This is a genomic window from Thalassotalea algicola, from assembly GCF_012932965.1.
Classification (GTDB): Bacteria; Pseudomonadota; Gammaproteobacteria; order Enterobacterales; family Alteromonadaceae; genus Thalassotalea_F; species Thalassotalea_F algicola.
Genome location: NZ_JABBXH010000003.1, coordinates 587,260 through 612,325, shown reverse-complemented (window position 1 = coordinate 612,325; position 25,066 = coordinate 587,260). Strand labels below are relative to the sequence as shown.

Annotated in this window: 27 protein-coding genes; 9 read left to right on the top strand and 18 right to left on the bottom strand. The window is 38.6% G+C overall.

Annotated features, from left to right (window positions below; genetic code table 11):
* Positions 1-124: 124 nt before the first annotated feature.
* A complete protein-coding gene (locus HII17_RS11525) occupies positions 125-1,192 on the bottom strand; it encodes a PEP-CTERM sorting domain-containing protein (protein WP_169075510.1) in 1,068 nt (355 codons plus the stop codon).
* Between the two features lie 243 nt (positions 1,193-1,435).
* Between HII17_RS11525 and HII17_RS11520 the strand changes: the two genes are divergently transcribed.
* Complete coding sequence (locus tag HII17_RS11520) at positions 1,436-2,182, top strand: hypothetical protein (protein WP_169075509.1); 747 nt, start codon at positions 1,436-1,438, stop codon at positions 2,180-2,182.
* Positions 2,183-2,186: 4 nt separating this feature from the next.
* Here the strand turns inward: HII17_RS11520 and nqrM are convergent, their stop codons facing one another.
* The 3 genes from nqrM to HII17_RS11505 form a co-directional block, all read right to left on the bottom strand.
* A complete protein-coding gene (gene nqrM, locus HII17_RS11515; protein ID WP_169075508.1) occupies positions 2,187-2,408 on the bottom strand; it encodes a (Na+)-NQR maturation NqrM in 222 nt (73 codons plus the stop codon).
* Positions 2,409-2,569: 161 nt separating this feature from the next.
* Positions 2,570-3,619, bottom strand: a complete 1,050-nt coding sequence (locus HII17_RS11510; protein ID WP_235938712.1) for an FAD:protein FMN transferase — start codon at positions 3,617-3,619, stop codon at positions 2,570-2,572.
* A 175-nt stretch (positions 3,620-3,794) separates the two neighbouring features.
* Positions 3,795-4,241 (bottom strand): hypothetical protein, encoded by a 447-nt coding sequence (locus HII17_RS11505; RefSeq protein WP_169075507.1) that lies wholly within the window; start codon positions 4,239-4,241, stop codon positions 3,795-3,797.
* On the opposite strand from HII17_RS11505, the gene HII17_RS11500 reads away from it, so the two are divergent.
* A complete protein-coding gene (locus HII17_RS11500) occupies positions 4,211-5,407 on the top strand; it encodes a PQQ-dependent sugar dehydrogenase (RefSeq protein WP_169075506.1) in 1,197 nt (398 codons plus the stop codon). The genes HII17_RS11505 and HII17_RS11500 overlap by 31 nt on opposite strands.
* A 253-nt stretch (positions 5,408-5,660) precedes the next feature.
* On the opposite strand, the gene nqrF is transcribed toward HII17_RS11500, so the two are convergent.
* The 12 genes from nqrF to HII17_RS11440 all read right to left on the bottom strand — a co-directional run bounded on the left by nqrF (position 5,661) and on the right by HII17_RS11440 (position 17,444).
* Positions 5,661-6,884, bottom strand: coding sequence for an NADH:ubiquinone reductase (Na(+)-transporting) subunit F (nqrF, locus tag HII17_RS11495; protein WP_169075505.1), 1,224 nt, complete (start codon positions 6,882-6,884; stop codon positions 5,661-5,663).
* A 63-nt stretch (positions 6,885-6,947) separates the two neighbouring features.
* Complete coding sequence (gene nqrE / locus HII17_RS11490; RefSeq protein ID WP_169075504.1) at positions 6,948-7,571, bottom strand: NADH:ubiquinone reductase (Na(+)-transporting) subunit E; 624 nt, start codon at positions 7,569-7,571, stop codon at positions 6,948-6,950.
* 5 nt (positions 7,572-7,576) lie between these two features.
* Entirely contained in the window at positions 7,577-8,200 is a 624-nt protein-coding gene (locus HII17_RS11485; protein WP_169075503.1) for an NADH:ubiquinone reductase (Na(+)-transporting) subunit D, read from the bottom strand.
* The gene (locus HII17_RS11480; protein WP_169075502.1) at positions 8,200-8,979 is read right to left on the bottom strand and encodes a Na(+)-translocating NADH-quinone reductase subunit C; all 780 of its coding nucleotides are present in this window, start codon (positions 8,977-8,979) and stop codon (positions 8,200-8,202) included. Before HII17_RS11480 ends, HII17_RS11485 begins: the two co-directional genes overlap by 1 nt.
* Complete coding sequence (locus HII17_RS11475) at positions 8,969-10,180, bottom strand: NADH:ubiquinone reductase (Na(+)-transporting) subunit B (RefSeq protein ID WP_169075501.1); 1,212 nt, start codon at positions 10,178-10,180, stop codon at positions 8,969-8,971. The genes HII17_RS11480 and HII17_RS11475 overlap by 11 nt, the downstream gene beginning before the upstream one ends.
* Positions 10,181-10,182: 2 nt before the next feature.
* Positions 10,183-11,520 (bottom strand): Na(+)-translocating NADH-quinone reductase subunit A, encoded by a 1,338-nt coding sequence (locus tag HII17_RS11470; RefSeq protein WP_169075500.1) that lies wholly within the window; start codon positions 11,518-11,520, stop codon positions 10,183-10,185.
* Positions 11,521-11,834: 314 nt separating this feature from the next.
* A complete protein-coding gene (fabV, locus tag HII17_RS11465; protein WP_169075499.1) occupies positions 11,835-13,025 on the bottom strand; it encodes an enoyl-ACP reductase FabV in 1,191 nt (396 codons plus the stop codon).
* A 126-nt stretch (positions 13,026-13,151) separates the two neighbouring features.
* Complete coding sequence (locus HII17_RS11460; protein WP_211185332.1) at positions 13,152-14,243, bottom strand: TRAP transporter substrate-binding protein; 1,092 nt, start codon at positions 14,241-14,243, stop codon at positions 13,152-13,154.
* A 4-nt stretch (positions 14,244-14,247) separates the two neighbouring features.
* The gene (locus HII17_RS11455) at positions 14,248-15,633 is read right to left on the bottom strand and encodes a TRAP transporter large permease (protein WP_169075498.1); all 1,386 of its coding nucleotides are present in this window, start codon (positions 15,631-15,633) and stop codon (positions 14,248-14,250) included.
* On the bottom strand, positions 15,633-16,166 hold the full coding sequence (locus tag HII17_RS11450; protein ID WP_169075497.1) for a TRAP transporter small permease subunit: 534 nt from the start codon (positions 16,164-16,166) through the stop codon (positions 15,633-15,635). Before HII17_RS11450 ends, HII17_RS11455 begins: the two co-directional genes overlap by 1 nt.
* A 189-nt stretch (positions 16,167-16,355) precedes the next feature.
* A complete protein-coding gene (bolA, locus tag HII17_RS11445) occupies positions 16,356-16,673 on the bottom strand; it encodes a transcriptional regulator BolA (protein WP_169075496.1) in 318 nt (105 codons plus the stop codon).
* Between the two features lie 201 nt (positions 16,674-16,874).
* Positions 16,875-17,444: an alpha-ketoglutarate-dependent dioxygenase AlkB family protein gene (locus HII17_RS11440; RefSeq protein ID WP_328824532.1), complete on the bottom strand. Its 570-nt coding sequence runs from the start codon at positions 17,442-17,444 to the stop codon at positions 16,875-16,877.
* 93 nt (positions 17,445-17,537) lie between these two features.
* Between HII17_RS11440 and HII17_RS11435 the strand changes: the two genes are divergently transcribed.
* The 6 genes from HII17_RS11435 to HII17_RS11410 all read left to right on the top strand — a co-directional run bounded on the left by HII17_RS11435 (position 17,538) and on the right by HII17_RS11410 (position 22,261).
* Positions 17,538-18,677: a methyltransferase gene (locus HII17_RS11435; RefSeq protein WP_169075495.1), complete on the top strand. Its 1,140-nt coding sequence runs from the start codon at positions 17,538-17,540 to the stop codon at positions 18,675-18,677.
* A gap of 11 nt (positions 18,678-18,688) precedes the next feature.
* Positions 18,689-19,255: a YajG family lipoprotein gene (locus HII17_RS11430; RefSeq protein WP_169075494.1), complete on the top strand. Its 567-nt coding sequence runs from the start codon at positions 18,689-18,691 to the stop codon at positions 19,253-19,255.
* Between the two features lie 2 nt (positions 19,256-19,257).
* Positions 19,258-19,842: a peptidylprolyl isomerase gene (locus HII17_RS11425; RefSeq protein ID WP_169075493.1), complete on the top strand. Its 585-nt coding sequence runs from the start codon at positions 19,258-19,260 to the stop codon at positions 19,840-19,842.
* A 189-nt stretch (positions 19,843-20,031) separates the two neighbouring features.
* On the top strand, positions 20,032-20,361 hold the full coding sequence (locus HII17_RS11420) for a hypothetical protein (protein ID WP_169075492.1): 330 nt from the start codon (positions 20,032-20,034) through the stop codon (positions 20,359-20,361).
* A gap of 75 nt (positions 20,362-20,436) precedes the next feature.
* Positions 20,437-22,041 (top strand): AmpG family muropeptide MFS transporter, encoded by a 1,605-nt coding sequence (locus tag HII17_RS11415; RefSeq protein ID WP_169075491.1) that lies wholly within the window; start codon positions 20,437-20,439, stop codon positions 22,039-22,041.
* A gap of 49 nt (positions 22,042-22,090) precedes the next feature.
* Positions 22,091-22,261 (top strand): hypothetical protein, encoded by a 171-nt coding sequence (locus HII17_RS11410; protein ID WP_169075490.1) that lies wholly within the window; start codon positions 22,091-22,093, stop codon positions 22,259-22,261.
* An 11-nt stretch (positions 22,262-22,272) separates the two neighbouring features.
* Here HII17_RS11410 and HII17_RS11405 read toward each other — a convergent pair whose 3' ends face one another.
* Positions 22,273-22,770, bottom strand: coding sequence for an LURP-one-related/scramblase family protein (locus tag HII17_RS11405; RefSeq protein WP_169075489.1), 498 nt, complete (start codon positions 22,768-22,770; stop codon positions 22,273-22,275).
* A gap of 22 nt (positions 22,771-22,792) precedes the next feature.
* Entirely contained in the window at positions 22,793-23,980 is a 1,188-nt protein-coding gene (chrA, locus tag HII17_RS11400; protein ID WP_211185330.1) for a chromate efflux transporter, read from the bottom strand.
* 180 nt (positions 23,981-24,160) lie between these two features.
* Between chrA and HII17_RS11395 the strand changes: the two genes are divergently transcribed.
* Entirely contained in the window at positions 24,161-24,985 is an 825-nt protein-coding gene (locus HII17_RS11395) for a M61 family metallopeptidase (protein ID WP_169075488.1), read from the top strand.
* Positions 24,986-25,066: the final 81 nt, after the last annotated feature.

The following is a 25,066-nucleotide window of genomic DNA, read 5'->3' as shown; positions in this document are numbered from 1 at the left end:
AATAACCAACATTTAAACTACAAATTAACAAGCTAACTTACGCAATAGATGTAAAAAAGATTTCCATGATGGTACAAACAAAAAAGGCTTCCAAAGAAGCCTTATATTGATAAAGTAGTTAACGTTAATATTTCTTACGTGCAGCTAAACCTAATAAACCTAAGAAGGCGAGTATCAATGAACTTGGCTCTGGTACAGACGTAGGTGGCGCAGCACTGAGTGATGTCTGAAAAATAGCAGCGCTCTGCTCTGGTGTTTTGTTTTCTACCGCGAGTGCACTTGTCAGCGTATGACTTGCATCGGTAAAACCACCATTTAAGCCAAATGCTTGTAAATACCCCCAAAGGAAAAACCTATCTCCATCATTTACATCAAAAGAAATTGTAAACGAACCTTCATTAGGGTTATTTAAAGAGCCTGCTGGTTCGGCACCATCACGAGTATCAATATAATTTTCCTCTATAATATTTCCCCAGTCTGTTGGGAATACTTGTGCAACATCAAATTCCATGTCATTTGAAACACCCATACCGAGTATAAAAGTATAATCGTCGATAGCTGGTGCGTTACCATACTGCCATGTTCCACCAGAAGTGAAGAAATCATAATCAGCCGTAAACTCAAGAGTTTCACTGGCACCAGTCCACAAGTACTCTGTCGCTGCAAATGCATTTACTGAATTACGTTCAAATAATTCCGAATCTGACATTGCTTTAATTTCTGGTAAGCCTAAATTATCTTCATCTAAAATAATTTGTGCATAATACTTACCATCTACCGCGCCAATAACTCTTTCTGTTTCAGGTCCTGCTGAACCTATAATCTCTAGTGTACCTACTTCATCAATAGAGAAAGCACCTCCTCCTTCAATAGGATTGCCACCGCTATCTTTCGGCCAATTTTCATCATAGCGCCAATTAGGGTCTTTAGGAGAGCCATCTGCATTGAAAAATCTTTCTTGATTTCCTCCGTTGAAGTGACACATCAAATCAGCATTGTCACTCCCTTCTTGTCCACCGTAAAACCAGTTAACAATAGGGCCCCAATTGTTTTGCCAATCAGGATCAGCTAACCCTGGACAAGTTCGTTGAAAAGTTTGGGCTGAAGTGTGTTGAGTAACTAAGCCTGCCTGTGCACAAGACATCGCGACACAAGTAGATAACAAGGTAAAAACTTTTATTATTTTTTTCATATACTTAACCTTCTGAATCTTATTAACTTATTATTTTTCTTACAGCTCCAGCATAAAGTAAGCCAGCAATTATTTTTCTTTACTTTACAACCACCTACATTTATCAAAATAATGAAGATATTTACAATGTAAATAAACCAGACAGATATCAACCAGTTAAGATATTGTTAATAGACAACTTTTCAGATAGTTACTGGCGTGCTAAGTTAAATAATTAACGACTGTAACGATGAAAGTAATTAGATGAAGTTTTTAGCGATTGTCATTTTATGTATTAGCACTTCCGTTTTTGCTGAGAAATCTCGAGTTACGACAGCACTAGAAGCATTTCCTCCACTTGTTACCTCGCATGGTGAAGGAATGGTTGTTAATTTACTTAAAGAGATTGAAAGTATTTCAAATTATACATTCGACATATCGATCACGACTTATGCTCGTGCTAAGAGAGAATTACAAGGCGATAGAGCTCAGTTAATAGGATTAACTCCTAAAGGAAATGAAACAGACGAGTTTTATCAATTTGCTGATGAATTAGCCTGGGAACTTCCGGTAAGTGTCGATATATTTGTTAATGACCTAAGTAAAGCAGCTAACTACAAAGAAATATATATAGGTGTCCCTACAGGAAATGCAGACTTTTTCAGTGAATTACTCGATATTCCTAGGAAAAATTTTGTAGAGGTAACCCATTTAAATCAATTAACTCAAATGCTAAACCTTAATCGTATCGATGGTATTATTTTTGAGCGAATTGCAGTGGTAGAGACATTTAAAACTACCGGCTATAAACAAGTTTACTATCAACAATTAACCACTACAGCTGCATCAATGGCCGTTTCAAATTCTCCGGTAGGTAAGATCTTAAAAAACGACCTTGATTATTATATAAACAAAGTACAAAAAGACGCTATATTCGCGAATTATAATAACTACCTAAATCTACCTACATCTGGAGATATTTCCGCCTTAGTAGAACTCACTAGGCAATAATAATTTAAATGTTTTTAACGTCTATCTGGTTTTCTTTCTCGGCAGCAACGCGTTCACGCTCTTTGCGTTTTTCACATGGATTATCGCAGTTACAAGCTTTGTCGATACCCAGAGTACCTAAACCACCACAACTACCGGCCAATGATTTTTGTTGGAAGATATAACCGACACCCATCCCTAGTGCGATTAATAAAAATAAACCAAGTGTAATTAAGAAAACAGCCATCAAAAAAATCCAAGCAAAGATAAAATATAGTGTAAACCTAACTGATTTAATCTAATTATTCGTACGGTAATGATTTTAGCTCTACGAGAAAGCGTCTAATTTACAAATGTAAATAAGTACTTTCGACAGCGAAGTTAAACCATTAGCAACTGAATCACTGATTACTTCAGGAAAGGCATGAATTTTACCGTATTAATCTCTTCAAAACCATTAGCTGTTTTAACTATCATCATTACAGCTAAATCATTTTGTTCAGCAAACGCCAAACCAGCCTCAGGTCCCATCACCATAATTGCTGTAGATAGTCCATCTGCTGTCATAGAAGACGGATGAAGGACAGTTACGGAAACTAGCTTATGATCGATAGGCAGACCAGTGTTTGGGTTAATGATATGCGAGAAACGCTTACCTTCTACTTCAATATAATTACGATAATCGCCGGATGTTGCTACAGCATTATCCTTAGGAACTACGAACTGATGAGCAATACGGTCATTTGTAATAGGTTTTTCTATGGCAATTGTCCAAAGTGTACCGTTGGCTTTAAAACCTTTCAGGCGCATTTCGCCGCCAATTTCAACTAAGTAGTTATAAATACCTTTAGATTGTAACAAATCAGCGATTACATCGACCCCCCAACCTTTAGCGATAGTAGAAAGGTCAATATATGCATCAGCTTGAGTCTTACTTAGACCATGCTCATTTAATATAATTTTATCTAAACCAATACGGGCACGTGCAACCTTCTGCTCTTCACTATTTGGTATACGTTCTGGTTGATAATCAGGGCCAAAACCCCATAGATTGACTAAAGGCCCAACAGTGATATCAAGCATGCCACCGGTAATATCACCTAACCTTAATGCTTCAGTTAATACGGTTCTAAAGCCTGCTGAGATTGCCATTGGCTCAGCGCCTCTACTTTGATTGAATAAAGTGATTTCAGAGTCTTTTTGGTAAGTCGACATCTCATTATTCACTTGAACCAACGCCGCATCGATATCAGCTTGTAACTTGACTAAATCGTATTCAGCTTCTTTAGCAACTACTTTGATATTATATGTAGTGCCCATAGTGTGGCCTTGAAGGTGAAATTCTTGGGCACTACCTGGCTCTTTAGCAGGAAAGCACGCTGTAAGGAAAAACGTCAGCGCAATTGAAAAATAAACTTTAGCCATGTGAAGGTTAGTCAGTAAAAATTTTGGCGCCATTCTAACAAATCTATTGATTCAAAAATACTGGCAAAATAACAGTTTGTCGCGGACAATATACTCACTTTCTAATTAGCAATTTATTGTACTTATTTAAAACAAACTTGATCGATCAAAGTGTCAAATTAACTGGCGGCATACATCACCAACTAGACGTGAATTTGGGCCTCTTAAATCATTTATAGATAATCTTAACTTTGGTAAAATTTGCAAAAGCAAACCCGCCCACTGCTCCAGCTAAAAGTTGCGCATAAAAACCCCAACCTCTAGCCCCTGCAATAATATGAATATTCATAATCGACTCAATTACCGTTAACATCATTGTAAATGAGGCAATGCCTGCAAGCACAAACAAAGGAATATAGTGTTTACCAAGCTTTCGATAGATTGCCGCCGCGATAAAAAAAGCAAGTAAAAATGCCACAGCGATAATGATGCCATAAGTCGGTAGTAAACCTAGCCAGTCACCTAACATCAAACTTAATCGATTATCGAAAGTTACCACTGTGCCAACATCGACTAATTGATTGACAACATATTGGCTATGGAACAAGCTAGCTAGCGTGAATGTAAGCAACCAAGATACTAAAAATGAAGGCAAGAACCGTTTCAAAAATTGCATGGTTATCTCAAATTAAAGTAATGCTTTTTTACTACCCTATCAAAGGGACTTGGCTTAAACAATTTATCCTTTTAGTTGCCACTTCATTAGTTGCTTTGTTTTCTCTAAAAGCTGTTTCCGCCCTGCCTAATGAGACCTATCAGTTAAAAACATTAGCCACTAAGCTGCATTCACCTTGGAGTATGGTGCAATTACCTAACGATACTTGGTTAATCACAGAGCGTGATGGCCATATTGTCATCGTAAAGGGAGCAAAGCAGACAAGAGTAAAATTGGAATTTGAAGGGCTTTATGTTGCAGGTCAAGGAGGGTTATTGGATATTGTTTTATCACCTAACTTTAATGAATCAAGTGAAATCCTACTAACCTATGCCCAAGGAGAGCTTAAGTCAAACCGATTAGTTGTTGCCAAAACCACTTTTGATGGCAATGTATTTTCCAAGCCAGAAATTATCTATCAAGTAGCAACAAGTAAAGGAACACCACAACACTATGCGGGTCGAGCTTTAGTACTTCACGACAATACATTTTTACTTTCTAGTGGCGATGGATTTGACTACCGAGAACAATCGCAAGTCATCACCAGTCAACTTGGCAAGGTATTACGCATTAATTTAGATGGTACTATCCCAAAAGACAATCCATTTGCTAACCATGAAAACCCAGCCGCACATGCAGTTTTTTCGCTAGGCCACCGTAACCCGCAAGGGCTGGTATATGACTATGACAGTAAACAAATCGTCAGTCACGAACACGGTCCAGCTGGTGGTGATGAGTTAAATTACTTAACTTCTGGTAATAACTATGGGTGGCCTGTAATCACCTTTGGAAAAGATTATTCAGGGGCTCGCATTTCTCCTTTTACAGCATACGAAGGAATGAGACTGCCAACTATAGACTGGACTCCTTCAATCGCTCCATCAGGTATGGCCTATTATGGCTCTATTCAATCGAGTTTTGTTTCTCTACGCAGGCATGTATTAATCACCACATTAGTAGACAAAAAGATATATGCAGTAAACCTAAATAATCAAGAATTCACTCGAACGCATGTATTTCCAGAAATAAACGGTAGATTAAGAGATGTATTTGTCACAAAAAATGGAGATATCGCCGTTTTAACCGACGGCAAAAATGCAGAACTATTGTTTATCACTGCTAACTAAGACCGACAGGTTTAGCTAAGTAATATATATTCATTAATGACAGGCACTAAATGAAAAAGAGCGACCTAAGCCGCTCTTTTTTTATTCTTGAAATTCCGGTCTACGCCTGAATGACAATATTCTTGTTCGATTAAATTTTAAGGCTATTGCGCTATATGATGATGTTAGTGCTAGGAGTGAACGCGCAGCATACAAATGTATATGAGCATTCACGACAACGCAATTAAGTCATCAGGTAAGCAAAAGCTTAAAATTAGCCACCGAAGTCATCTAGAAGAATGTTTTCGTCTTCAACACCTAAGTCTTTAAGCATATGAATAACGGCAGCATTCATCATTGGTGGACCACACATGTAGTACTCACAATCTTCTGGCGCTTCATGATCTTTCAAGTAGTTTTCATAAAGAACATTGTGAATAAAGCCAGTTAGGCCATCCCAATTATCTTCAGGCTGCGGATCTGAAAGAGCCACATGCCATTCGAAATTGTCATTTTCATTTGCAAGCATGTTGTAATCATCTTCATAGAACATTTCACGTAAAGAACGTGCACCGTACCAGAAAGACATTTTACGCTTAGACTTAAGACGCTTAAGCTGATCGAAAATATGTGAACGCATCGGTGCCATACCAGCACCACCACCGATAAATACCATTTCAGCATCAGTCTCTTTCGCGAAGAACTCACCAAATGGACCTGAAATAGTTACTTTATCGCCAGCTTTTAAGTTAAAGATGAATGAAGACATCTTACCTGCAGGCAAATGTAACTTACCTGGAGGCGGCGTAGCGATACGCACATTAAGCATGATAATGCCTTCTTCTTCAGGATAGTTAGCCATTGAGTATGCACGAAGCGTAGGCTCGTCAACTTTTGACTCAACATCGAAGAAGCCAAAATGCTCCCAATCACCACGATATTGTTCTTCAATATCGAAGTCTTTGTATTTAACGTGATGCGCTGGTGCTTCAATTTGAATATAACCACCGGCACGGAAAGGTACAGACTCACCATCAGGGATCTTAAGCTTAAGTTCTTTAATGAAAGTTGCTTTGTTATCATTTGAAATAACTTCACACTCCCATTGCTGAACACCGAAAATCTCGTCTTCAACTTCGATTTCCATGTCTTGTTTTACATTAACCTGACATGCTAAACGACAGCCTTCTTTCGCTTCACGTTTAGTGATATGACCTAATTCCGTAGGAAGAATGTCACCACCACCTGAATGCACTTCTACACGACACTGGCCACATGTACCACCGCCACCACATGCTGACGGGATAAAGATACCTTGGTCAGCTAACGCTCCTAACAGCTTACCACCAGCACCGGTAGTAACTGCTTTTTCTGGATCGCCATTAATTGAAATAGTCACGTCACCTTCGGCAACCAACTTTGATTTAGCAAATAAGATCACTAGAACCAAAGCGATAACGATTGCAGTGAACATGCTAACGCCGAGAATTATTTCCATCGACTTTTCCTTACACTTCTCTAGGAGAAGACACTATAGTTAGTGCCTTCTACGTTAATCTTATTATAACGAAATACCGCCGAATGAAAGAAAGCCAAAAGCCATCAATCCAGTCGTGATAAACGTAATACCTAAACCTTTAAGGCCATCTGGAACGTCTGAGTACTTCATCTTCTCACGAAGACCCGCTAATAAAACAATAGCAAGTGCCCAACCAATACCAGAACCAATACCATAAACAACAGACTCACCTAGCGTTAAGTTCTTAGCTACCATGAAAGACACGGCACCGAAAATCGCACAGTTAACTGTAATTAGTGGTAAGAAAATACCTAATGCGTTGTAAAGTGGCGGGAAGTATTTATCTAGAACCATCTCTAGAATTTGTACTAACGCGGCAATTACACCGATAAAGGTAATAAATGATAAGAAGCTTAAATCAATTGATTGTGTAGGGTCAGTGATGCCCATCAAGCCATCTAACGCACCAGGTGCCAAAATCGCTTGATAGATGACTTGGTTAACAGGTACTGCAATACCTAGTACCACAACTACCGCTACACCAAGACCTATCGCTGTGCTTACTTTCTTAGAAACTGCTAAGAAAGTACACATACCTAAAAAGAAAGATAAGGCGATATTTTCAATGAATATCGTTTTAACTAATAATGATAAATAATGTTCCATCGTGATTAGTCCTTCTCAACTTGTTCTGGTTTCCATTGGCGAATCGCCCAAATGATCAAACCAATTATGAAGAATGAGCTAAATGGTAGTACTAGTAGACCATTCGCTTGATACCAACCACCGTTTTGAATTAATGGTAAGATTTCAATACCAAACACAGTTCCGAAACCTAATAATTCACGGAAGAAAGCAACAGTCATTAAGATGAAGCCGTAACCTAAACCGTTACCAATACCATCCATAAAACTAACAACTGGCTTTTCTTTCATCGCAAATGCTTCTGCGCGTCCCATTACAATACAGTTAGTAATGATTAAGCCAACAAAAACCGAAAGTTCTTGCGAAAGCGCGTAAGAGAATGCTTTTAGCACTTGGTCTACCACGATAACTAATGACGCGATAATCGCCATTTGCACGATAATACGTACGCTAGATGGAATGTGGTTACGAATAATTGAGATAAACAAGTTCGAAAACGCTGTTACAAAAACAACCGCTAAGGTCATTACTAACGCATTAGCCATTGAACTTGTTACCGCAAGTGCAGAACAAATACCAAGTACTTGAAGTGCAATTGGGTTGTTATCTACGATTGGACTCGTTAATACTTTTTTAGTATCAGCTGACATTAGTTAAGCCCTCCACGATTTTTATCAATGAACGCAGAGTAGCCTTCATCGCCAAACCAGAATTTAAACGTTTTGGTTACACCATTAGCCGTTAGCGTTGCACCCGATAAACCGTCAACTTGGTAAGCTTCAGAAGGGTTTCCTTCTTTTACGCCACCTTTAACAAGCTCTACACGTACCTGACCTTTGTCATCAAAGATTTTCTTACCAGGCCATAATGCTATCCACGCAGGGTTAAGTACTTCTGCACCTAGTCCTGGAGTTTCCTTCATTTCTGCTGTGTAAATAACGTTTTTAATCGTATTTAAATCGGCTTCAACACCCACGTAAGCATACATTAAGTCCCATAGACCAGAACCTACCATAGGGAAAACTACTGTATCGATTTCACCTGCACCATTACGTACCAAGTAAATTACAGCATCATGTGAACGGCGATTAATACCAGCGATATCATTTTTAGGTTTTTCTGATTTTTCGACATCGCGTGAATTGCGACGTTCATCGAATAAATCAGGGTTACCTTCAATAAATTCACCAGAATCTAGATCAATCATTTTCGCTTCAACGAATTGATTGTATGTAGCAACAATATTTCCGTCAGCAGCTTCTAATAAACCTGCTGCTTGTAATATTTTTGTTTGCTTATCTAAAAGCTTGTTAGCTTGTTGTAAAGGCTTGAGTTGTACTGCCGAAAATGACACTAACAGTGCACATGCAACACAAACAGCTAATACGAAGCCAACCGTTTTGCCAAATGTTTCTTTATTAGCTGACACGAGCAACCCTCCGCTTGATGTTTGATTGAACAACAAAGTAATCAAACAGTGGTGCAAATAAGTTTGCGAATAGAATTGCTAACATCATTCCCTCAGGGAAAGCTGGGTTAACAACACGAACAAGAACAACCATCACACCAACTAACGCACCAAACCAGTATTTACCAGTATTAGTGAATGACATAGTTACAGGGTCTGTCGCCATGAACATCATACCAAAGGCAAAACCACCAACAACAAGGTGCCAGTGCCAAGGCATTGCAAACATAGCATTGGTATCAGAACCAATCATGTTGAACAATGTAGCAGTTGCTACCATACCTAAGAATACACTTAGTACGATACGCCAAGACGCAATACCTTTATAAAGGATATATGCACCGCCAAGTAAAATAGCAGCAGTAGAAACTTCACCTACAGAGCCTGGAACATAACCCCAGAAAGCATCCCACCATGCAGCATTCATTGAGTAATCAATCGCACCAACTTGCGCAGCAGCACCAGCAGCTAAGTGAGTAGCACCTGAGAAGCCGTCAACAGCAACCCAAACAGCATCACCTGAAATTTCTGCAGGGTAAGCGAAGAATAAAAACGCACGACCCGCTAATGCAGGGTTTAAGAAGTTTTTACCTGTACCACCAAAAATTTCTTTTGCAATTACAACACCGAAAGTAATACCTATAGCGACTTGCCATAATGGAATGCTTGCAGGAAGAATTAACGCAAAAAGAATTGATGTTACAAAGAAACCTTCGTTTACTTCATGCTTACGAACCGCAGCAAATAATACTTCCCAGAAACCACCAACAATGAATGTTGTCATGTAGATTGGTAGGAAGAAACAGGCACCGTAGAGCATCATAGTAAACCAACCGGAGTCGGCACTTAACTCTCCACCTAACAAGCTAAATAGAGCAACTTGCCATGTGTCAGGTAAAGTACTACCTAATGCTAATGCTTCTGTTGCTTGGAAACCTATGTTGTACATACCCCAGAACATTGCTGGGAATACCGCTAACCAAACAGTGATCATAATACGCTTTAAGTCAATGCTGTCGCGAATATGAGTTTTGCCTTTGGTTACATAACCAGGTGTAAATAAACCAGTGGCGACTGCTTCATAAAGAGCAAACCACTTTTCATGTTTACCGCCTTTTTCAAAGTGCGGTTCAATATTTTCAATAAACTTTAACAAGCTCATGTCTAACCTTCCTTCTCAATAGTGGTTAGGCAATCACGAAGAAGCACACCGTAATCTGTTTTGCCTGGGCATACAAATGTACATAAGGCCAAATCTTCTTCATCAAGCTCTAGTGCACCTAACTGTTGCGCGCTATCGGTATCACCAGCAGCTAAATCACGTAACAATAAGGTAGGTAAAATATCTAACGGCATAATACGCTCATAGTTACCAATTGGTACCATTGCTCGTGATGAGCCATTAGTTGTCGTTGTCATGCCAAACAATTTACTTGGGCTTAAATGAGATAAGTACGCACGAGTTACAGAGAACTTGTTAGCACCTGGCATCATATAACCAATAAATTCTTTTTCACGACCTTCAAGCAACGCTGCTGCCTGAACATGGTATCGGCCTAAATATGCGTGAACCCCTTTAGCCGCCTGCCCTTGTAATAAAGAACCAGAAACTAAACGAACTTCACCATCGGCGATATTGCTTTCAGCAATTTCAGTTAAGTTTGCACCTAATACCGTACGTACTAAACGTGGTTCTTTAACTGCAGGGCCTGCAAAAGAAATTACACGAGCTGAGTCGATTTGACCTGATGTGAATAAATTACCGAATGCAATAACATCTTGGTAATTTAAGTGCCAAACAAACTTTTCAGCGCCGACAGGCTTTAAGAAGTGAATATGAGTACCAACAAGACCAGCTGGATGCTTACCTGCAAACTCATTAACTTTTTCAGTTGAGTTTGTTGGAATATTGGCACCTGGTGCTTTAGAAACAAATACTTCACCTTCAGTTAAACGAGATAAAACAGTCAAACCATTTTTAAAAGCTTCGCTTTGCTCGTTAATAACTACTTCAGGGTTAGCCGCTAATGGGTTTGTATCCATTGCACTAACAAAGATTGCTTCTGGCTTAGCATCTACAGCTGGAATTTTGCTATATGGACGTGTGCGCAATGCTGTCCATAGGCCTGAGTTAACTAAGTTTTTAACCACGTCTTCACGTGATAATGAGGCTAACTCTCCTGCTGTGTAGCTGCTGAACGTTTCTTGCTCATCGCCATCTAATTCGATAACAACGGATTGCAAAACACGTTTTTCACCACGATTAATTTCAATAACAACACCGGCAGCTTGAGCTGTGAATTTAACGCCAGGATTCTTTTTATCTTCAAAAAGAACCTGACCTTTTTTAACGCGGTCACCTACTTTGACATGCATAGTAGGGCGCATACCCACAAACTCTTCACCTAGCGTTGCAACGGTTTTGATGGACGGACCATCATGGATTACTTGCTGGGGCGCACCCTGTACAGGAACATCCAGACCTTTTTTTATTGTAATCATAAACACTTGCACTACTTTGACGGGAGTATAAAAACCAAATACCAATAAAAACGCAGAGCACTTTCATAAGTAAATAGTTTCAGTGTATTTCAGTAACAATGTAATTTTTTCAAATTACAAGTTACCAGACTTAAGTTATAAATTTCAGCCGCGAATTTTAGCACGATTAAACAGTAATATGCTATCCGACCACGACACTTTTCATTACAAATTTAAACGATTTCAGCTTAAATATTAGTCAAGATCTAAAAAAGTGCAGAAAATAAAAAAGCCAGCAATAAAAATTGCTGGCTTTTTCAATCAAATGAGACTTATTACGCTAAATTATTTATTTCAGCTAACGGACTCAGATCTTCATCGTAATCGACACCTTCTACACCAAAACCGAACAATTTTAAAAATTCGTCATGGTAGCCGACATAATCAGTTAATTCGTCAATAGTTTCCGTTTCAACATTATCCCAAATAGCTTGAACGCGATCTTGAACACTATCAGCTAATTCTTTGTAGTTTTGGCTAAGTCGACCAGCTTCATCAAGTCGTGGAGAAGTACCAAACAAATTCTCTTTAAATAAGTCCTGAATTTGCTCAATACAGCCTTGATAAGTACCATCAGCCTTCATTACTTTAAACATTGCAGAAATGTATAGCGGCATAATAGGAATAGCAGAACTCGCTTGAGTAACAACAGCATTTAGTGATGTTACATAAGCTTGGCCACTAATTGATGATGTTGAGTCATTGATCGCTTTTGCTGCTCTATCTAGATCTTCTTTTGCTTTACCAATGGTAGCATGACCATAAATTGGCCAAGTAAGTTTCTTACCAATATAGGTGTATGCTGTTGTTTTAAATCCTTCAGCTAAAACTCCTGCATTGTTTAATGCATTAATCCACAATTCCCAATCAGCACCGCCCATGACATCAATAGTGCCTTGAATTTCTTCTTCATTAGCTGCTTCAACTGACACTGAATCAATAACACGCTTTGATGTATTCAAGTTTTTAGTGGTAACAGATTCACCGATTGGTTTTAACGTTGATGAGTACACTTCACCAGTATCGGGATCTGTTCGACGTGGCGATGCTAACGAGTAAATAACTAAGTCAATTTGACCCAATTCTTCTTTAATAACATCAATCGCCTTTGCTTTAATTTCATGAGAAAAAGCGTCACCATTGATATTTTTAGACCATAAACCGGCCTCATCAGCTGCTTTTTGGAATGCCGCAGTATTGTACCAACCAGCACTTGCAGTTTTTCTTTCCGTTGGCGGTTTTTCAAAGAAAATACCTAATGTTTTTGCATTGTTACCAAAAGCCGAAGTGATTCGTGAAGCAAGTCCATACCCCGTAGATGCACCAACAATTAGTACATTTTTAGGTTTATTATCAGCTTGAGTTTGGCTTTTTACATAAGCAATTTGTTCATTAACATGTGCTTCACAACCTTTTGGGTGAGCATTCGTACAAATAAAACCGCGAACTTTCGGTTGAATAACCATAAGAAAACCTTTTTCTTAAGTAATTAGAATAAAAAATTGTGCATAGTGTACCTTTCTTTACGTTAAAAGAGGTACGAGCAGCAGTGAGTTGGGTGCCAAGCCATAGGCAAAGGCACCTTGATAGAGTTAACGTGCTTCGAAATATGGCTTAAGCGTTGAGTCGTGATACGTACGAATGGATGCCATAAACTCGCTATATGACTGCCAGACCTTAGCAAAGTTAGGATCAGCGGCAACTTGTTCAGCAATAACTTCGTCAGTAATCGCTTTTAAACCAGCCATGACAGGTGCTGGCATCGTGCGCATCTGTACTTTGTGCTTATTAATCAGCGTTTGAAGCGCGTTGTTATTACGAGCATTGTATTCATCCAATGTGTCTTCATTAACGGCTCTTGCAGCTACTTCGACAATTTTTTGTAAATCGCTTGGAAGCTCCTTGTAGGCTTTTTCATTAATTAAGAACTCTAAACCTGTTCCAGGTTCGTGCCAAATTGAAGAGTAGTAGTATTCCGCTGCTTGATAAAATCCAAACGCTAAGTCATTGTATGGCCCAACCCATTCAGTCGCATCAATTGCACCACTTTGCAATGAAGAGAATATCTCTCCGCCAGTTAAAGTAACAGGAATCGCACCAGCACGCTTTAATACTTCACCACCTAGGCCAGGTATACGCATCTTCAGACCTTTCAAGTCTTCCATGCTGTTAATTTCTTTTTTAAACCAGCCAGCAAACTGTGCACCTGTGTTACCACCAGCCATTGGAATAATACCAAATGGTTTATACAACTCTTGCCATAGTTCCAAACCGCCACCGTAGTGCAACCAAGCATTTAATTCTGTCACTGTCATACCAAACGGAATCGCACCAAAAATTGGTGAAGCTGGGATCTTCCCTTTCCAATAATATGAGCCTGAGTGCCCCATTTGCACTGTGCCTTGTGATACTGCATCAAACACTTCAAAGCCGGGTACTAATTCACCAGCACCATACACCTGTACTTTTAATCGGCCAGCACTCATTTCGTTTACTAAGGTTGCGAATTTTTCAGGGGCAACACCTAAACCAGGAAAGTTTTTTGGCCATGAAGTAACCATTTTCCACTGAAAACTCTGTTGCACAGATGCCTCAGCCTTAGCAACGGTTTCTTGTTGGCCACATCCAGTCAAAGTTAAACAAGTAATAGCGACGACACTAATTATTTTAATTATTCTGTTCATTTTGTTATCCATACATAATTTCTGGCAACCAAGTAACAAGCCTTGGCCATAGCGCCAATGCAACTAATAGTAACAATTGCATTCCGATAAATGGTATTACACCTTTGTATATATCTGACGTTTTAACGACTTTATTTGCTACCCCTCTCAAATAAAACAATGCAAAGCCAAAAGGAGGCGTTAAAAACGAGGTTTGCAGATTAATTGCTATCATAATACCCAACCAAATAGGGTCAAGTCCCATCATTAATAACACAGGTGCAACAATTGGAATAACGACAAAGGTAATTTCAATAAAATCTAAGATAAAACCAAGTAAGAAAATCACTAACATGACGATCAATGTCGCCCCTAGTACCCCACCAGGCATCTGTTCAAAGAAGCCGTGAACTAACTCTTCACCACCAAACCCTCTAAAGACTAAAGAGAATAAGCTCGCGCCAATTAAAATCAGGAAAACCATCGAGGTAATCTTAACGGTACTTTGTGTGACAGCGGATAAGTTGGTTCTTGTGAGTTGCCCTTGAGACAAGGCTAATATTAGCGCTCCCATAGCACCAACACCTGCAGCTTCTGTAGGAGTGGCAAATCCAAACAAAATTGAACCAAGTACCGCGACAATTAATAGCATAGGCGGTATTAACGCACCGAAAATCAGAGCGCCTATTGAAACATCACTATCAATACCTTCTATATCATCTCTCAGTACTTTAGGTACTGACTGGGGTTTAAAAATAGCAACGGCTATACAGTAAAGCATATAAAATGCGACTAGCATCAAACCTGGTATAACAGCGCCAGCAAACAACTCACCCACAGAAACTGTTTCAGGACTAAATATACCCATTTTTAATTGGGCTTGCTGATAAGCACTTGATAGCACATCACCTAATAACACTAAGGCAATCGAAGGCGGGATAATTTGCCCTAAAGTTCCCGTCGCACAGATTATGCCTGTTGAAAATTTAGGATCATAGCCACGTTTGATCATGGTAGGAAGCGATAATAACCCCATGGTCACAACAGTTGCACCAACGATGCCGGTACTTGCCGCCAATAGCATTCCGACAAGCGTCACTGCTATTCCTAAGCCACCATGAAAGCGCCCCATTAACAAAGACATAGCATTTAGTAGGTTTTCAGCAATCTTTGAACGTTCTAACATTGCCCCCATAAACACGAATAATGGTACAGCAAGTAATGTTTGATTATTTATAACGCCATATAGCCGACTCGGCAAAGCACTCAAAAATAAAGGTTCAAATGTACCTGTAGCGACGCCTACGCCGGCAAAAATAAGTGCCACTCCGGCTAATGTGAAAGCTACAGGGTAACCAATTAATAAAACTAAACAGACAGTAATAAACATTAATAAGGGGATAAATTCCATTACACCTTCCCTTGCAAAGCGACTTTAGACTGTTCTTTTAAAATTAAGATATTACGCAATACTTCGCTAAATCCTTGCATACCTAACGAAATAGCGAGTAACCATAGATAGGATTTACTCAAATAGACAAATGGCAAGCCGCCAGCTTCCGAAGACTGTTCCAAAATACGCCACGACGTTAAGATATATTCTTGGCTAATGAAAAATAGAAAGATAACAACCGGTAGCAACAAGAATAAGGTGCCAAATAAATTAACAAACGCTTTTTGTTTTACCGAAAATCGTTGATAGAAAATATCTACTCGAACATGGCCATCATGTTTGAGCGTATAGGCTGCGCCTAGCATGAAAACTAAGCCATGTAAGTACAACACCGACTCTTGCATGGCAATCCAGCCAAGATTAAACCCATATCGCAATACGACGATCAAAAAAGTAAGTACAACCATAAATAAGGTCAGCCAGGCAACGCACTTGCCTAAGAATGTGGTGACCTTGTCAATTAGCTGCACGACTTGTTGCAAGCCTTGCATTCAATTCCCCAAACTATACTAGGACACACGCCTTTACATTGAGTAAATTCAATCTTAAAAAGCACACGCCCAAATTATTATTATTTTGTCTGCGCTAGTAATAACAGAAAATTAAGGCAAAATAAATGCGAATAAAAATTCGCATTTATAAAATTGTAAACATTAAACGAAAATTTATGAGTATTAACGTTAGGTTTTGCTGCCACCTAAACATTTAGGTGAAAGAGGAACACTGTCAGCATAATAGTCATGCCATTCTTTTTCAGTATAGGTATGAAGAGCTAGCGCATGAATATGCTCAGACAATTCATTGGCTAACACTTGATTTATTGCTCTGTGGCGCTTAATTAACCGCTCACCTTCAAAGTTTTTAGATACAATCACTACCTTAAAATGTGATTCACTACCCACTGGCACATTATGCTGGTTACTCTCATTAACGACATCTAAATGAATAGGTGAAAATGCTGAGAGAAGTTTTTGTTCTATTGTTGTCGCTATATTCATGTAAGCTCCCTTAAAGCAGGCATTACGAAAAAATCACTCCTTAACATTACTGCGCAAAACCTATCAAAACTTACTTTAATTCTAGTTTGTCACAGGTGGAGTGCCAATTGTTTACCTTCTTTTTTCGACAAAACTAGCTAACCTACTAGCACAAAAGATAATTTAGTTTTCAATGAAAAAAGGAAGATAACACTCTCGGTTTTAGCCAATAATCTTACGAAAAGTTAAGTTAATGCGCGGCGATTTTAATCGCTTTGTTCGTGGTAAGCAATGCTGCCAAGCATGCTGGGTTTCTCCCGCCATGACCAATAAGCTGCCAGAATTCAAAGGTATGGTTAATTTTTCTTTTAACGTTTTGTGTTTCAATTGGAAATTTCGTGTTTCTCCTAAAGATAGTGACGCAATAACAGGCTGAGCACCAAGTTCAGGTTCATCATCACTATGCCAGCCGACAGTATCACTGCCGTCGCGATAAAGATTTGCTAAACAGCTGTTAAATTGACAGCCTGTGACTGCTTCAATTTTCGCTTTAATGTCTACCAACTCCTTAGTCCATGGCATTGCCGTCATCTTCAAACCAGAATATTGGTATTCTTGCCCACTATCACCATACCAAGCCTGCAAACGAGGGATAGCAACCGCACGACCATAAACATATATTTCATCTTGTCGCCAATTAAGTGAAGACTGCAATGTATCGAATAATTGCCTAGCCTGTGATGACGATAAAAAATTCGGCTCAAAATTAAGATGAGCATTACTTGCACTAATATTTATCGTTAACCCCTTAAAATGTTAGCTAGCGTTGGATGATCGCTATAGAATTTGCGACAATATTATCACTTTTCGCTTTTATATTAGATTATGTTAAGTCCATTTATTGTTCAGGATAAACCAATACACTTAGATCGTTTTCCTATTGCGCAAGTTAATCGCAGTTTGCAAGCGTGGGATGCTACTGATGAATATTTATTATCATATTGTCAGGAGCAAGAATATCTCGTTGGCAAGAAAAACATCCTAATAGTAAACGATAGCTTTGGTGCAATAGCCTGTAACCTCACAAAGCATAAAATATATTGTGTCAGTGACTCATACCTAAGTCATCAAGGCTGCCGATATAATATTGAACAAAATAATTTGGCTGATGACACCATCAGCTATTTAGATTCACTAAGCGAATTACCAGAATCTATTAATTTAATTTTATATCGAATACCCAAAAGTAGGGCACTTCTTAGTCATCAACTAGCACAAATTGCTGGACAATATGGCGAAACAACCAAGTTTATTGCCGGAGCCAGGGCTAAAGATATTCATAGCTCTACCTTAAAAGTGTTTGAGCACTTTTTAGGAGAAACACAAACTTCACTGGCAGTGAAAAAATCTCGTCTTGTTTTTTCCTTACTATCAAAACCTGCGCAGCAGACGTTAACATCGAATATCAGCTGGCCACTAGAGCGCACCAAATTTAACATTAGTAATCATGCTGGTGTATTTTCACGCGAAAGCTTAGATATTGGCGCAAGGTTCTTTTTACAACATTTGCCCAAAGTAAAACCTGAACAAACCGTAATTGATTTAGGTTGTGGCAATGGTGTAATTGGTTTATCTGTTCTGGCTAACCAGGCAGGGGCTAATTTAATATTTAAAGATGAATCTTATATGGCGATAGCTTCAACTCACGATAACATTAGCGAGAACTTACCCAATTTACTTGCCCAATGCCGTTTTGAAGCCGACGACTGTTTAACCAATGAAACCAATAGCAGCGCAGACCTAATTTTATGTAACCCCCCTTTTCATCAACAACACGCAACAACAGATCATATTGCTTGGCAAATGTTTAACGACAGTAAACGTGTCTTGAAATCTGGTGGTGAATTAAGGATTATTGGCAACCGTCAATTGGGCTATCACATTAAGTTAAAAAGAATTTTTGGTAACTGTACAACAATTGCCAGTAATAAAAAATTCGTTGTATTGTCGAGTATCAAGTCATAGGAGCAATTAACTTGAGTAATTTAAATCAATATATTTTGTTAATAGTAGTCATTTTAGTTGCTGGCTGTAGCACAACACCTAGTCATATAATTTTATCGCCGCAAGTAACTAGTAAACCATCTGTCATATATTTAAACCAACAAGCGACGCTGATGATTAAAGACCTCCGAGCGAATAATCATATCGTCCAAGTTTTAAGAACAGATAAAGCTGCGCAACTCTATTCACCATCTACGCCGCTTACTGAGGCTATCAGTAATAATTTAACGCCTTATTTAAACTCGCAAGGCTTAGATACCAACGGTGGTGCAACAGAAATCAATATTACAATTGATAGAGCAATAGTGAGCGTTCAGCAAGAATTGATGAAGTATCAATCAAATAGTGATATCCAATTAACTATTTTGATTAAAAAAGGAGAAAAAACATTAACTAACACACTGAAATCCACAAGTAATAGTAAAGGCCCGTTACAAGCGGACATTGCCGTACTAGAACGCGATTTAAATCAACAGCTCGGTAAAATCGTCAGCGATATTGCTAATAACCATGAGTTCATTGAATTTATCAGGAATTAAACATGCGTAGTTTATTTTTCGCTTTAATGCTATTAACTGGCTTTAACGTTCAAGCCAAAAACTCAATCATTGATCCAGACAACTTATTCCCTAAAGTTAAAATTGAGACATCAATGGGCATTATTATCGTCGAACTCAATCGAATTAAAGCTCCACTTACTGTTAATAACTTTTTAACTTATGTCGTTGAAGGCGAGTTCAACAATACCATTTTTCATCGAGTGCTTGAAAATTATATCGTTCAAGGTGGTGGCTACGATAAAGACTTCACCCATTTAAAAACCCATCCAGACATTGTCAACGAGTCGGGAAATGGCTTAAAAAATGATGAGGGCACTATTGCCATGGCCAAAGAGAGTCGCCCTCATACGGCAAACCGTCAATTCTTCTTCAACTTGGCAGACAACACTAATTTAAACCCAGGTCGCCAATGGGGTTACACTGTTTTTGGAGAAATTGTCGAAGGCTTTGAGGTAATTGAAGCTATGGGCATGGTAAAAACCGAATACAGTGATGTAATGGGTTGGGATGATGTACCTGTCGAACCAATCACATTAATAAAAGCAACCTTATTACCCGCTGAATAACTGCCCTTTCTAAATCACAAGGCCAAGAATTTGGCCTTAAAATACTTTATCTATAAATTCATTCACTTGTTGTTTTTTTGTAACAGCACTTTGACTTATAGCGATTATTGTTCGATAACTAAAGTATTCGTACAAATAAAATTAAATCGAGCAAAGGAATTGTTTACACGCTAGCAGGCAGAATTTCACATGATAATTGAGCAGTTTATCAACGACAAAATCACCCAAATACGCGCATATATAAATGCCGTCATCGATCAGTCACTCCATTATACTGAACTCGATAAGTTTATTATGGATACAATGGAAGAATGGTCACTATTATCGGTCAGAGATGAAACACCTGGCAGTGCCAAAGAGCGCGTGTTTTGGCACCTGATACATGAGATAAGTTTACATGGTGCTCAAGCGCTTAACAGCAATTTATTCTTCAAAAGTGAGATCACTACTTGTTTAGATTTCTTTTCTGGCACTGGTAGCTACCCTATAGATTGTATTGGCTGGAGACCTTTACCTTAATCTCCAATAATTATCGCTTTTGTATCTAGGTACTCTTTGATAGGCTTAAGCCAATTTTCATCATGCTAAGCAATCATGTCATCTCCCCACTCTTTTACCGAATCTCTCCGTTACTTTAAAGATCGTCGTTTATTAAGCATTTTTTGTTTCGGTATTGCGAGTGGTTTTCCTTGGGTGTTAGTCGGTTCAGCAATGACGGGGTGGCTAAAAGATGAAGGGCTTTCTCGTTCTAGTATAGGGTTATTCGGTTTAGTTTTTGCCTGCTATAGCATCAACTTTCTTTGGTCACCTCTTGCCGATCGCGTGAAAATACCTCTACTAACATTAAAGCTGGGCATGAGGCGAAGTTGGATTTTAGTCACCCAATTTATTATCTGTTTATGCACATTGAAGCTTAGTACGTTAGACGCTTCAAGCCAGTTAAACCTCATGGCATTGTTTGGGCTATTTATAGCACTTAACGGAGCGACACAAGATATTGCCATTGATGCATTTCGCATCGATACATTAAGCAATGGTGATAGTGAATTGATGGCAGCAGGTTCGGCGATGGCAACAGCTGGTTGGTGGACAGGCTATGCGGGACTTGGCAGCATCCCCTTTATTCTAGTGACTTCACCTAATTGGCAATGGTCTGAAGTTTTCCTTGTTTTGGCGGCAATAATGGCGATATTAATGCTTACCGCATTAGTCGTTCAAGAACCAAGCAGCCAACGAGAAGAAACTCTTAATAAAATTGAGCAAAACTATTTAAAAGTTCTCCCTCATTTTACGATGCGATGTGTCGGTATCTTAATTATTTTGCCACTGATTATGGCGAGTGTTGTTTACGCTAATATTGGTTACCCTAGTTGGCCAAATAACCTTATCAGCAAAGACTTTCAGTTCTCCAGTCTAACGCTAACAGTTTTCATTCTTCTTATTTTATTTATCTTTCAGTTAACGCGACTAAACCGGGCATTATCAAATCATGAAACATCTAGCCAACCGAGCAACTCTAGTCTACTGGTTAGCGTTACTGCGTGGATCTTAACGACCTTAGTAGCCCCTATCCAAGAGTTTTTTACCCGCAATGGTGCGCGATTGGCAATTTCAATTTTAATGTTTATCTTCTTGTTTAAACTAGGTGAAGCTTACTTAGGTAGAATGTCTATCGTATTCTATCGTGAAGTTGGCTTTTCTAATGAAGATATCGCTTATTACTCTAAACTCATTAACTGGGCAACAACTATTGTATTTTCATTAATTGGCAGTGTTTTTACTATTCGATACGGGATTTTAAAAGGACTATTTATCGGTGGTATTGCGATGTCTGCCAGTAACCTGCTGTTTTCTGTGATAGCGATTGTTGGGCCAAGCAAGCCATTATTTGCATTGACTGTATTTGTTGACGGTTTTACTTCCGCGTGGGGTTCTGTTGCCTTTGTAGCATTGCTGTCAGTACTTTGTAATAAAAGCTTTACCGCCAGTCAGTATGCACTCATGGCTTCGCTAGGCACTTTTGGCAGAGTTATGCTCGGTTCTTATTCCGGTATTATTGTTGATTGGCTAGATGGCAATTGGGCGCTATTTTTCATCCTAACTTCGTTGATGGTCATTCCAAGCCTGCTATTTTTGTATAGTATCCGGAAACCACTGACTGCACTTATAGAACAAAACAACCGCCAGAGTTCTAGCTAAATAAGTTAAACTACTCTATGCTAAAACAAACAAATGAACAATTAACTACATGATTAGACTATTTTTTTTACTGCCAATTTTAATGTGTGGCTTTTGGTGGTTCTATTTAGAACAAAAAGGCTTTAAAGCAAAAGATGGCATTAAGGGTTTTGCTTATATTCTTGCATTCAATGCCATTATTTTAGGCTTCTTCCTTATCATGCTTTATGTGACTAATTAGCTAAATGACTATTAGTCACTAGAGATACTGCCACTATCATCGTGAATAACCATATCAATTACTGCAACAGCTGATAATATAAGCTCTACATCTTCTGGGTATTTTATATCAACACCATAAGTATCACTGAAACTAAACCACCGTTTGGATACATTGGCGATCTCTTCCCCTTTACAGCTAAATTGATATTCGTGTGCCCAAAAATCTCCATCGATCACTATTTCAGCCTGTGGAGTGGTAATTAAAAATCGACTTTTAAAAAGTGGAAAGAAGCACTTCTTTATCTTACATCGATAACCATTATTAAACTTAATATAAAACGTTGGCTTCCACGCGATAAGTTTTTGGCGTATCTTCGCTACGTTTTGGTCAGAATTATTCTTAAGCGTTAACCCCTTACGAATACTGACAAAGCCACCTTTTGCGACATACGCCAAGGTGTCATTTTCGTCAAAAATTTCAAAACTATCCCTTAACGAAAAAATCTTTTGTTTCATCACAAAACGCATAGCAAACTCCCTTAATTAGCGATTAATAGATAGTTTGTACCATCAATACACCTAAAGCACCAAAACTCAGCACTAAGGTCAATACTGGTACTTTAATTATTCTGAGCAAAATAATACCTATAATGGCTAGCAATCCATCTAACCAGCCATTTATTGCCGAGCTCAAAACTGGCTGATAAAAAGCGGAAATCAACAAACCGACAACTGCAGCATTAACAGCAGTCAACGCTCCTGAAATTTTGGGATTTGCCGCGTATTGTTGCCACACTGGTTGAAACGCAATTATCAGCAGAAAGCCAGGTAAAAATATAGCTACTGTCGCAATGACGGCTCCTAACACTGGTGAAGTCGATAGGATATTAGCTCCTAAGTATGTCGCTAAAGTAAACATAGGGCCTGGAACCGCTTGCGCCGCAGCATAACCAGTTAAAAACTCATTTTGTCCCATAGTAGCGGCAACCGATTCCTGTAATAAAGGCAATACAACGTGCCCACCACCAAACACTAAGCTACCAGCGACATAAAAGTCTTTAATTAACTGAACAACCGCATTGCCACCAGTAATGAAAATACCACCTAACAACAGTACAATAAAGAGAGAAAATACTAACCAATTTAGCTGATGGACAGGTTTATTAGTTTTAGCGTAACTAGCTTGTTCACTACCAATTACCGAAGGGTTGGTAAAAAACAAATGTCCTATGATTGCAGCTCCAGCTAAAAGAATAAATTGTGTACCAGCAAACGGACTAAAGATCAAAATGATTGCCACGACAAGTGCCATGCCCTTTTGCCAAAGCCTGTGACAAAAGCTTTTTGCCATTGTTGCAATAGCATCAGCAACAACAACAACCGCAAGTAATTTCAATCCATAAACTACCCCCTTAAAGGAGATGGTATTGGCAAACTCCGAACCAACAAAAAACAGCAGTAACATTAATACAACCGATGGTAGGGTAAATGCTAGAAAAGCCGCGAAACCTCCTAATACTCCGCCCCTATGACAACCTATAGCAAATCCAACCTGGCTAGAGCTTGGGCCAGGTAAAAACTGACTTAGCGCAACCAAGTTACCAAACTCCTGTTGACTCAACCACTTATGCTTTTGCACGAAGGCCTGCTGAAAATAGCCAATATGCGCTGCTGGACCACCAAAACTTGTACAGCCTAGTACAAAAAACTTGGTAAATATTTCGAATATACCCTTCATGAAAGTTTCTTCACTCTAATTCAATCTAATGTCAGTTTAGTTATTTCGATATGTTACGAGTGACTAAAAATAATTACTCTATTTAATGCTGCCAACTTTAAATACTTTCTAACATTTTGAAAATTTAATTATAACTTTATCACCTACACTTATTGTCACCAATCATAATGAGCTCTCGGTATGAAAAAGTTTATAGTGCTAATCACGTTTTTCCTGGTTTTCCTTCCTGCTCATTCTGCCAATTATTTATGGCAAAATAAGCAAGACATTGCTAAGCACCAACACGAAAAAATTCAACAATGGTTGAAATTTGGCGTAAAAGCTACAGAAAAAACCTTTCATAAACTACCATTTAAACCAATTAAATTTCGCGTAAAACCCAGTAAAAGAAATAACGAGCCTGTGCCATGGGGACAAGTAAATAGAATGGACAATTCGATATTGCTCCATACTTCGCTAAAATTCTCTATTAATGATTTAAAAAACGATTGGACCTTATATCACGAATTATCTCACCTATACTTACCTTTTCTAAGCGATGATGCCCGATGGCTTAGCGAGGGTTTTGCTACTTATAGTCAACAAATTATTATGCTAAAAGCTGGCTTATTAAGCTCTACAGAATTTGTAGAACGAATTAGTGCAGGACTTAAAAGAGGACGAAAAAACACGTCAATGAATGACGATATGCTCTTTATTGCTAGCCAGAATATGCGAAAACAGCGGTCATTTATGAGAAATTACTGGAGCGGTGCTGCATTTTTTATCGAAGTAGATTTGGCGTTACAGCAAAAAGGGTTAAATTTACCAATAGTCATTAATCGCTACATAACTTGCTGTTTAACTGATGAAATGCGTGGTGATGAGTTGATAAGTGTTTTAGATGAAGTCAGTCAGAGCACGATATTTTCATCGTTTTTTCAGGAATATTATGTGCGAGAAGATTTCCCTTCAATTACTCAGAAAAACATAAACAAGTTGGCAAATTTCTATAACTCTAAATAAATTTAGCATGCTAATTGTTGTTCATTCTTTACATTTATCACTGGTTATTATTTCAACTATTCATGTTAGCCAATGACAAAA

Coding starts and splice junctions, on each gene's coding strand:
- nqrF (WP_169075505.1), bottom strand. CDS start 6,884: ATGGAAATAATTCTCGGCGTTAGCATGTTCACTGCAATCGTTATCGCT.
- HII17_RS11415 (WP_169075491.1), top strand. CDS start 20,437: ATGTCATCTCCCCACTCTTTTACCGAATCTCTCCGTTACTTTAAAGAT.
- HII17_RS11510 (WP_235938712.1), bottom strand. CDS start 3,619: ATGGCGCCAAAATTTTTACTGACTAACCTTCACATGGCTAAAGTTTAT.
- HII17_RS11435 (WP_169075495.1), top strand. CDS start 17,538: ATGTTAAGTCCATTTATTGTTCAGGATAAACCAATACACTTAGATCGT.
- HII17_RS11470 (WP_169075500.1), bottom strand. CDS start 11,520: ATGATTACAATAAAAAAAGGTCTGGATGTTCCTGTACAGGGTGCGCCC.
- HII17_RS11500 (WP_169075506.1), top strand. CDS start 4,211: ATGAAGGCAAGAACCGTTTCAAAAATTGCATGGTTATCTCAAATTAAA.
- HII17_RS11520 (WP_169075509.1), top strand. CDS start 1,436: ATGAAGTTTTTAGCGATTGTCATTTTATGTATTAGCACTTCCGTTTTT.
- HII17_RS11405 (WP_169075489.1), bottom strand. CDS start 22,770: ATGCGTTTTGTGATGAAACAAAAGATTTTTTCGTTAAGGGATAGTTTT.
- HII17_RS11450 (WP_169075497.1), bottom strand. CDS start 16,166: ATGCAAGGCTTGCAACAAGTCGTGCAGCTAATTGACAAGGTCACCACA.
- chrA (WP_211185330.1), bottom strand. CDS start 23,980: ATGAAGGGTATATTCGAAATATTTACCAAGTTTTTTGTACTAGGCTGT.
- nqrM (WP_169075508.1), bottom strand. CDS start 2,408: ATGGCTGTTTTCTTAATTACACTTGGTTTATTTTTATTAATCGCACTA.
- bolA (WP_169075496.1), bottom strand. CDS start 16,673: ATGAATATAGCGACAACAATAGAACAAAAACTTCTCTCAGCATTTTCA.
- HII17_RS11505 (WP_169075507.1), bottom strand. CDS start 4,241: ATGCAATTTTTGAAACGGTTCTTGCCTTCATTTTTAGTATCTTGGTTG.
- HII17_RS11485 (WP_169075503.1), bottom strand. CDS start 8,200: ATGTCAGCTGATACTAAAAAAGTATTAACGAGTCCAATCGTAGATAAC.
- fabV (WP_169075499.1), bottom strand. CDS start 13,025: ATGGTTATTCAACCGAAAGTTCGCGGTTTTATTTGTACGAATGCTCAC.
- HII17_RS11455 (WP_169075498.1), bottom strand. CDS start 15,633: ATGGAATTTATCCCCTTATTAATGTTTATTACTGTCTGTTTAGTTTTA.
- HII17_RS11420 (WP_169075492.1), top strand. CDS start 20,032: ATGATAATTGAGCAGTTTATCAACGACAAAATCACCCAAATACGCGCA.
- HII17_RS11460 (WP_211185332.1), bottom strand. CDS start 14,243: ATGAACAGAATAATTAAAATAATTAGTGTCGTCGCTATTACTTGTTTA.
- nqrE (WP_169075504.1), bottom strand. CDS start 7,571: ATGGAACATTATTTATCATTATTAGTTAAAACGATATTCATTGAAAAT.
- HII17_RS11395 (WP_169075488.1), top strand. CDS start 24,161: ATGAAAAAGTTTATAGTGCTAATCACGTTTTTCCTGGTTTTCCTTCCT.
- HII17_RS11410 (WP_169075490.1), top strand. CDS start 22,091: ATGATTAGACTATTTTTTTTACTGCCAATTTTAATGTGTGGCTTTTGG.
- HII17_RS11525 (WP_169075510.1), bottom strand. CDS start 1,192: ATGAAAAAAATAATAAAAGTTTTTACCTTGTTATCTACTTGTGTCGCG.
- HII17_RS11475 (WP_169075501.1), bottom strand. CDS start 10,180: ATGAGCTTGTTAAAGTTTATTGAAAATATTGAACCGCACTTTGAAAAA.
- HII17_RS11425 (WP_169075493.1), top strand. CDS start 19,258: ATGCGTAGTTTATTTTTCGCTTTAATGCTATTAACTGGCTTTAACGTT.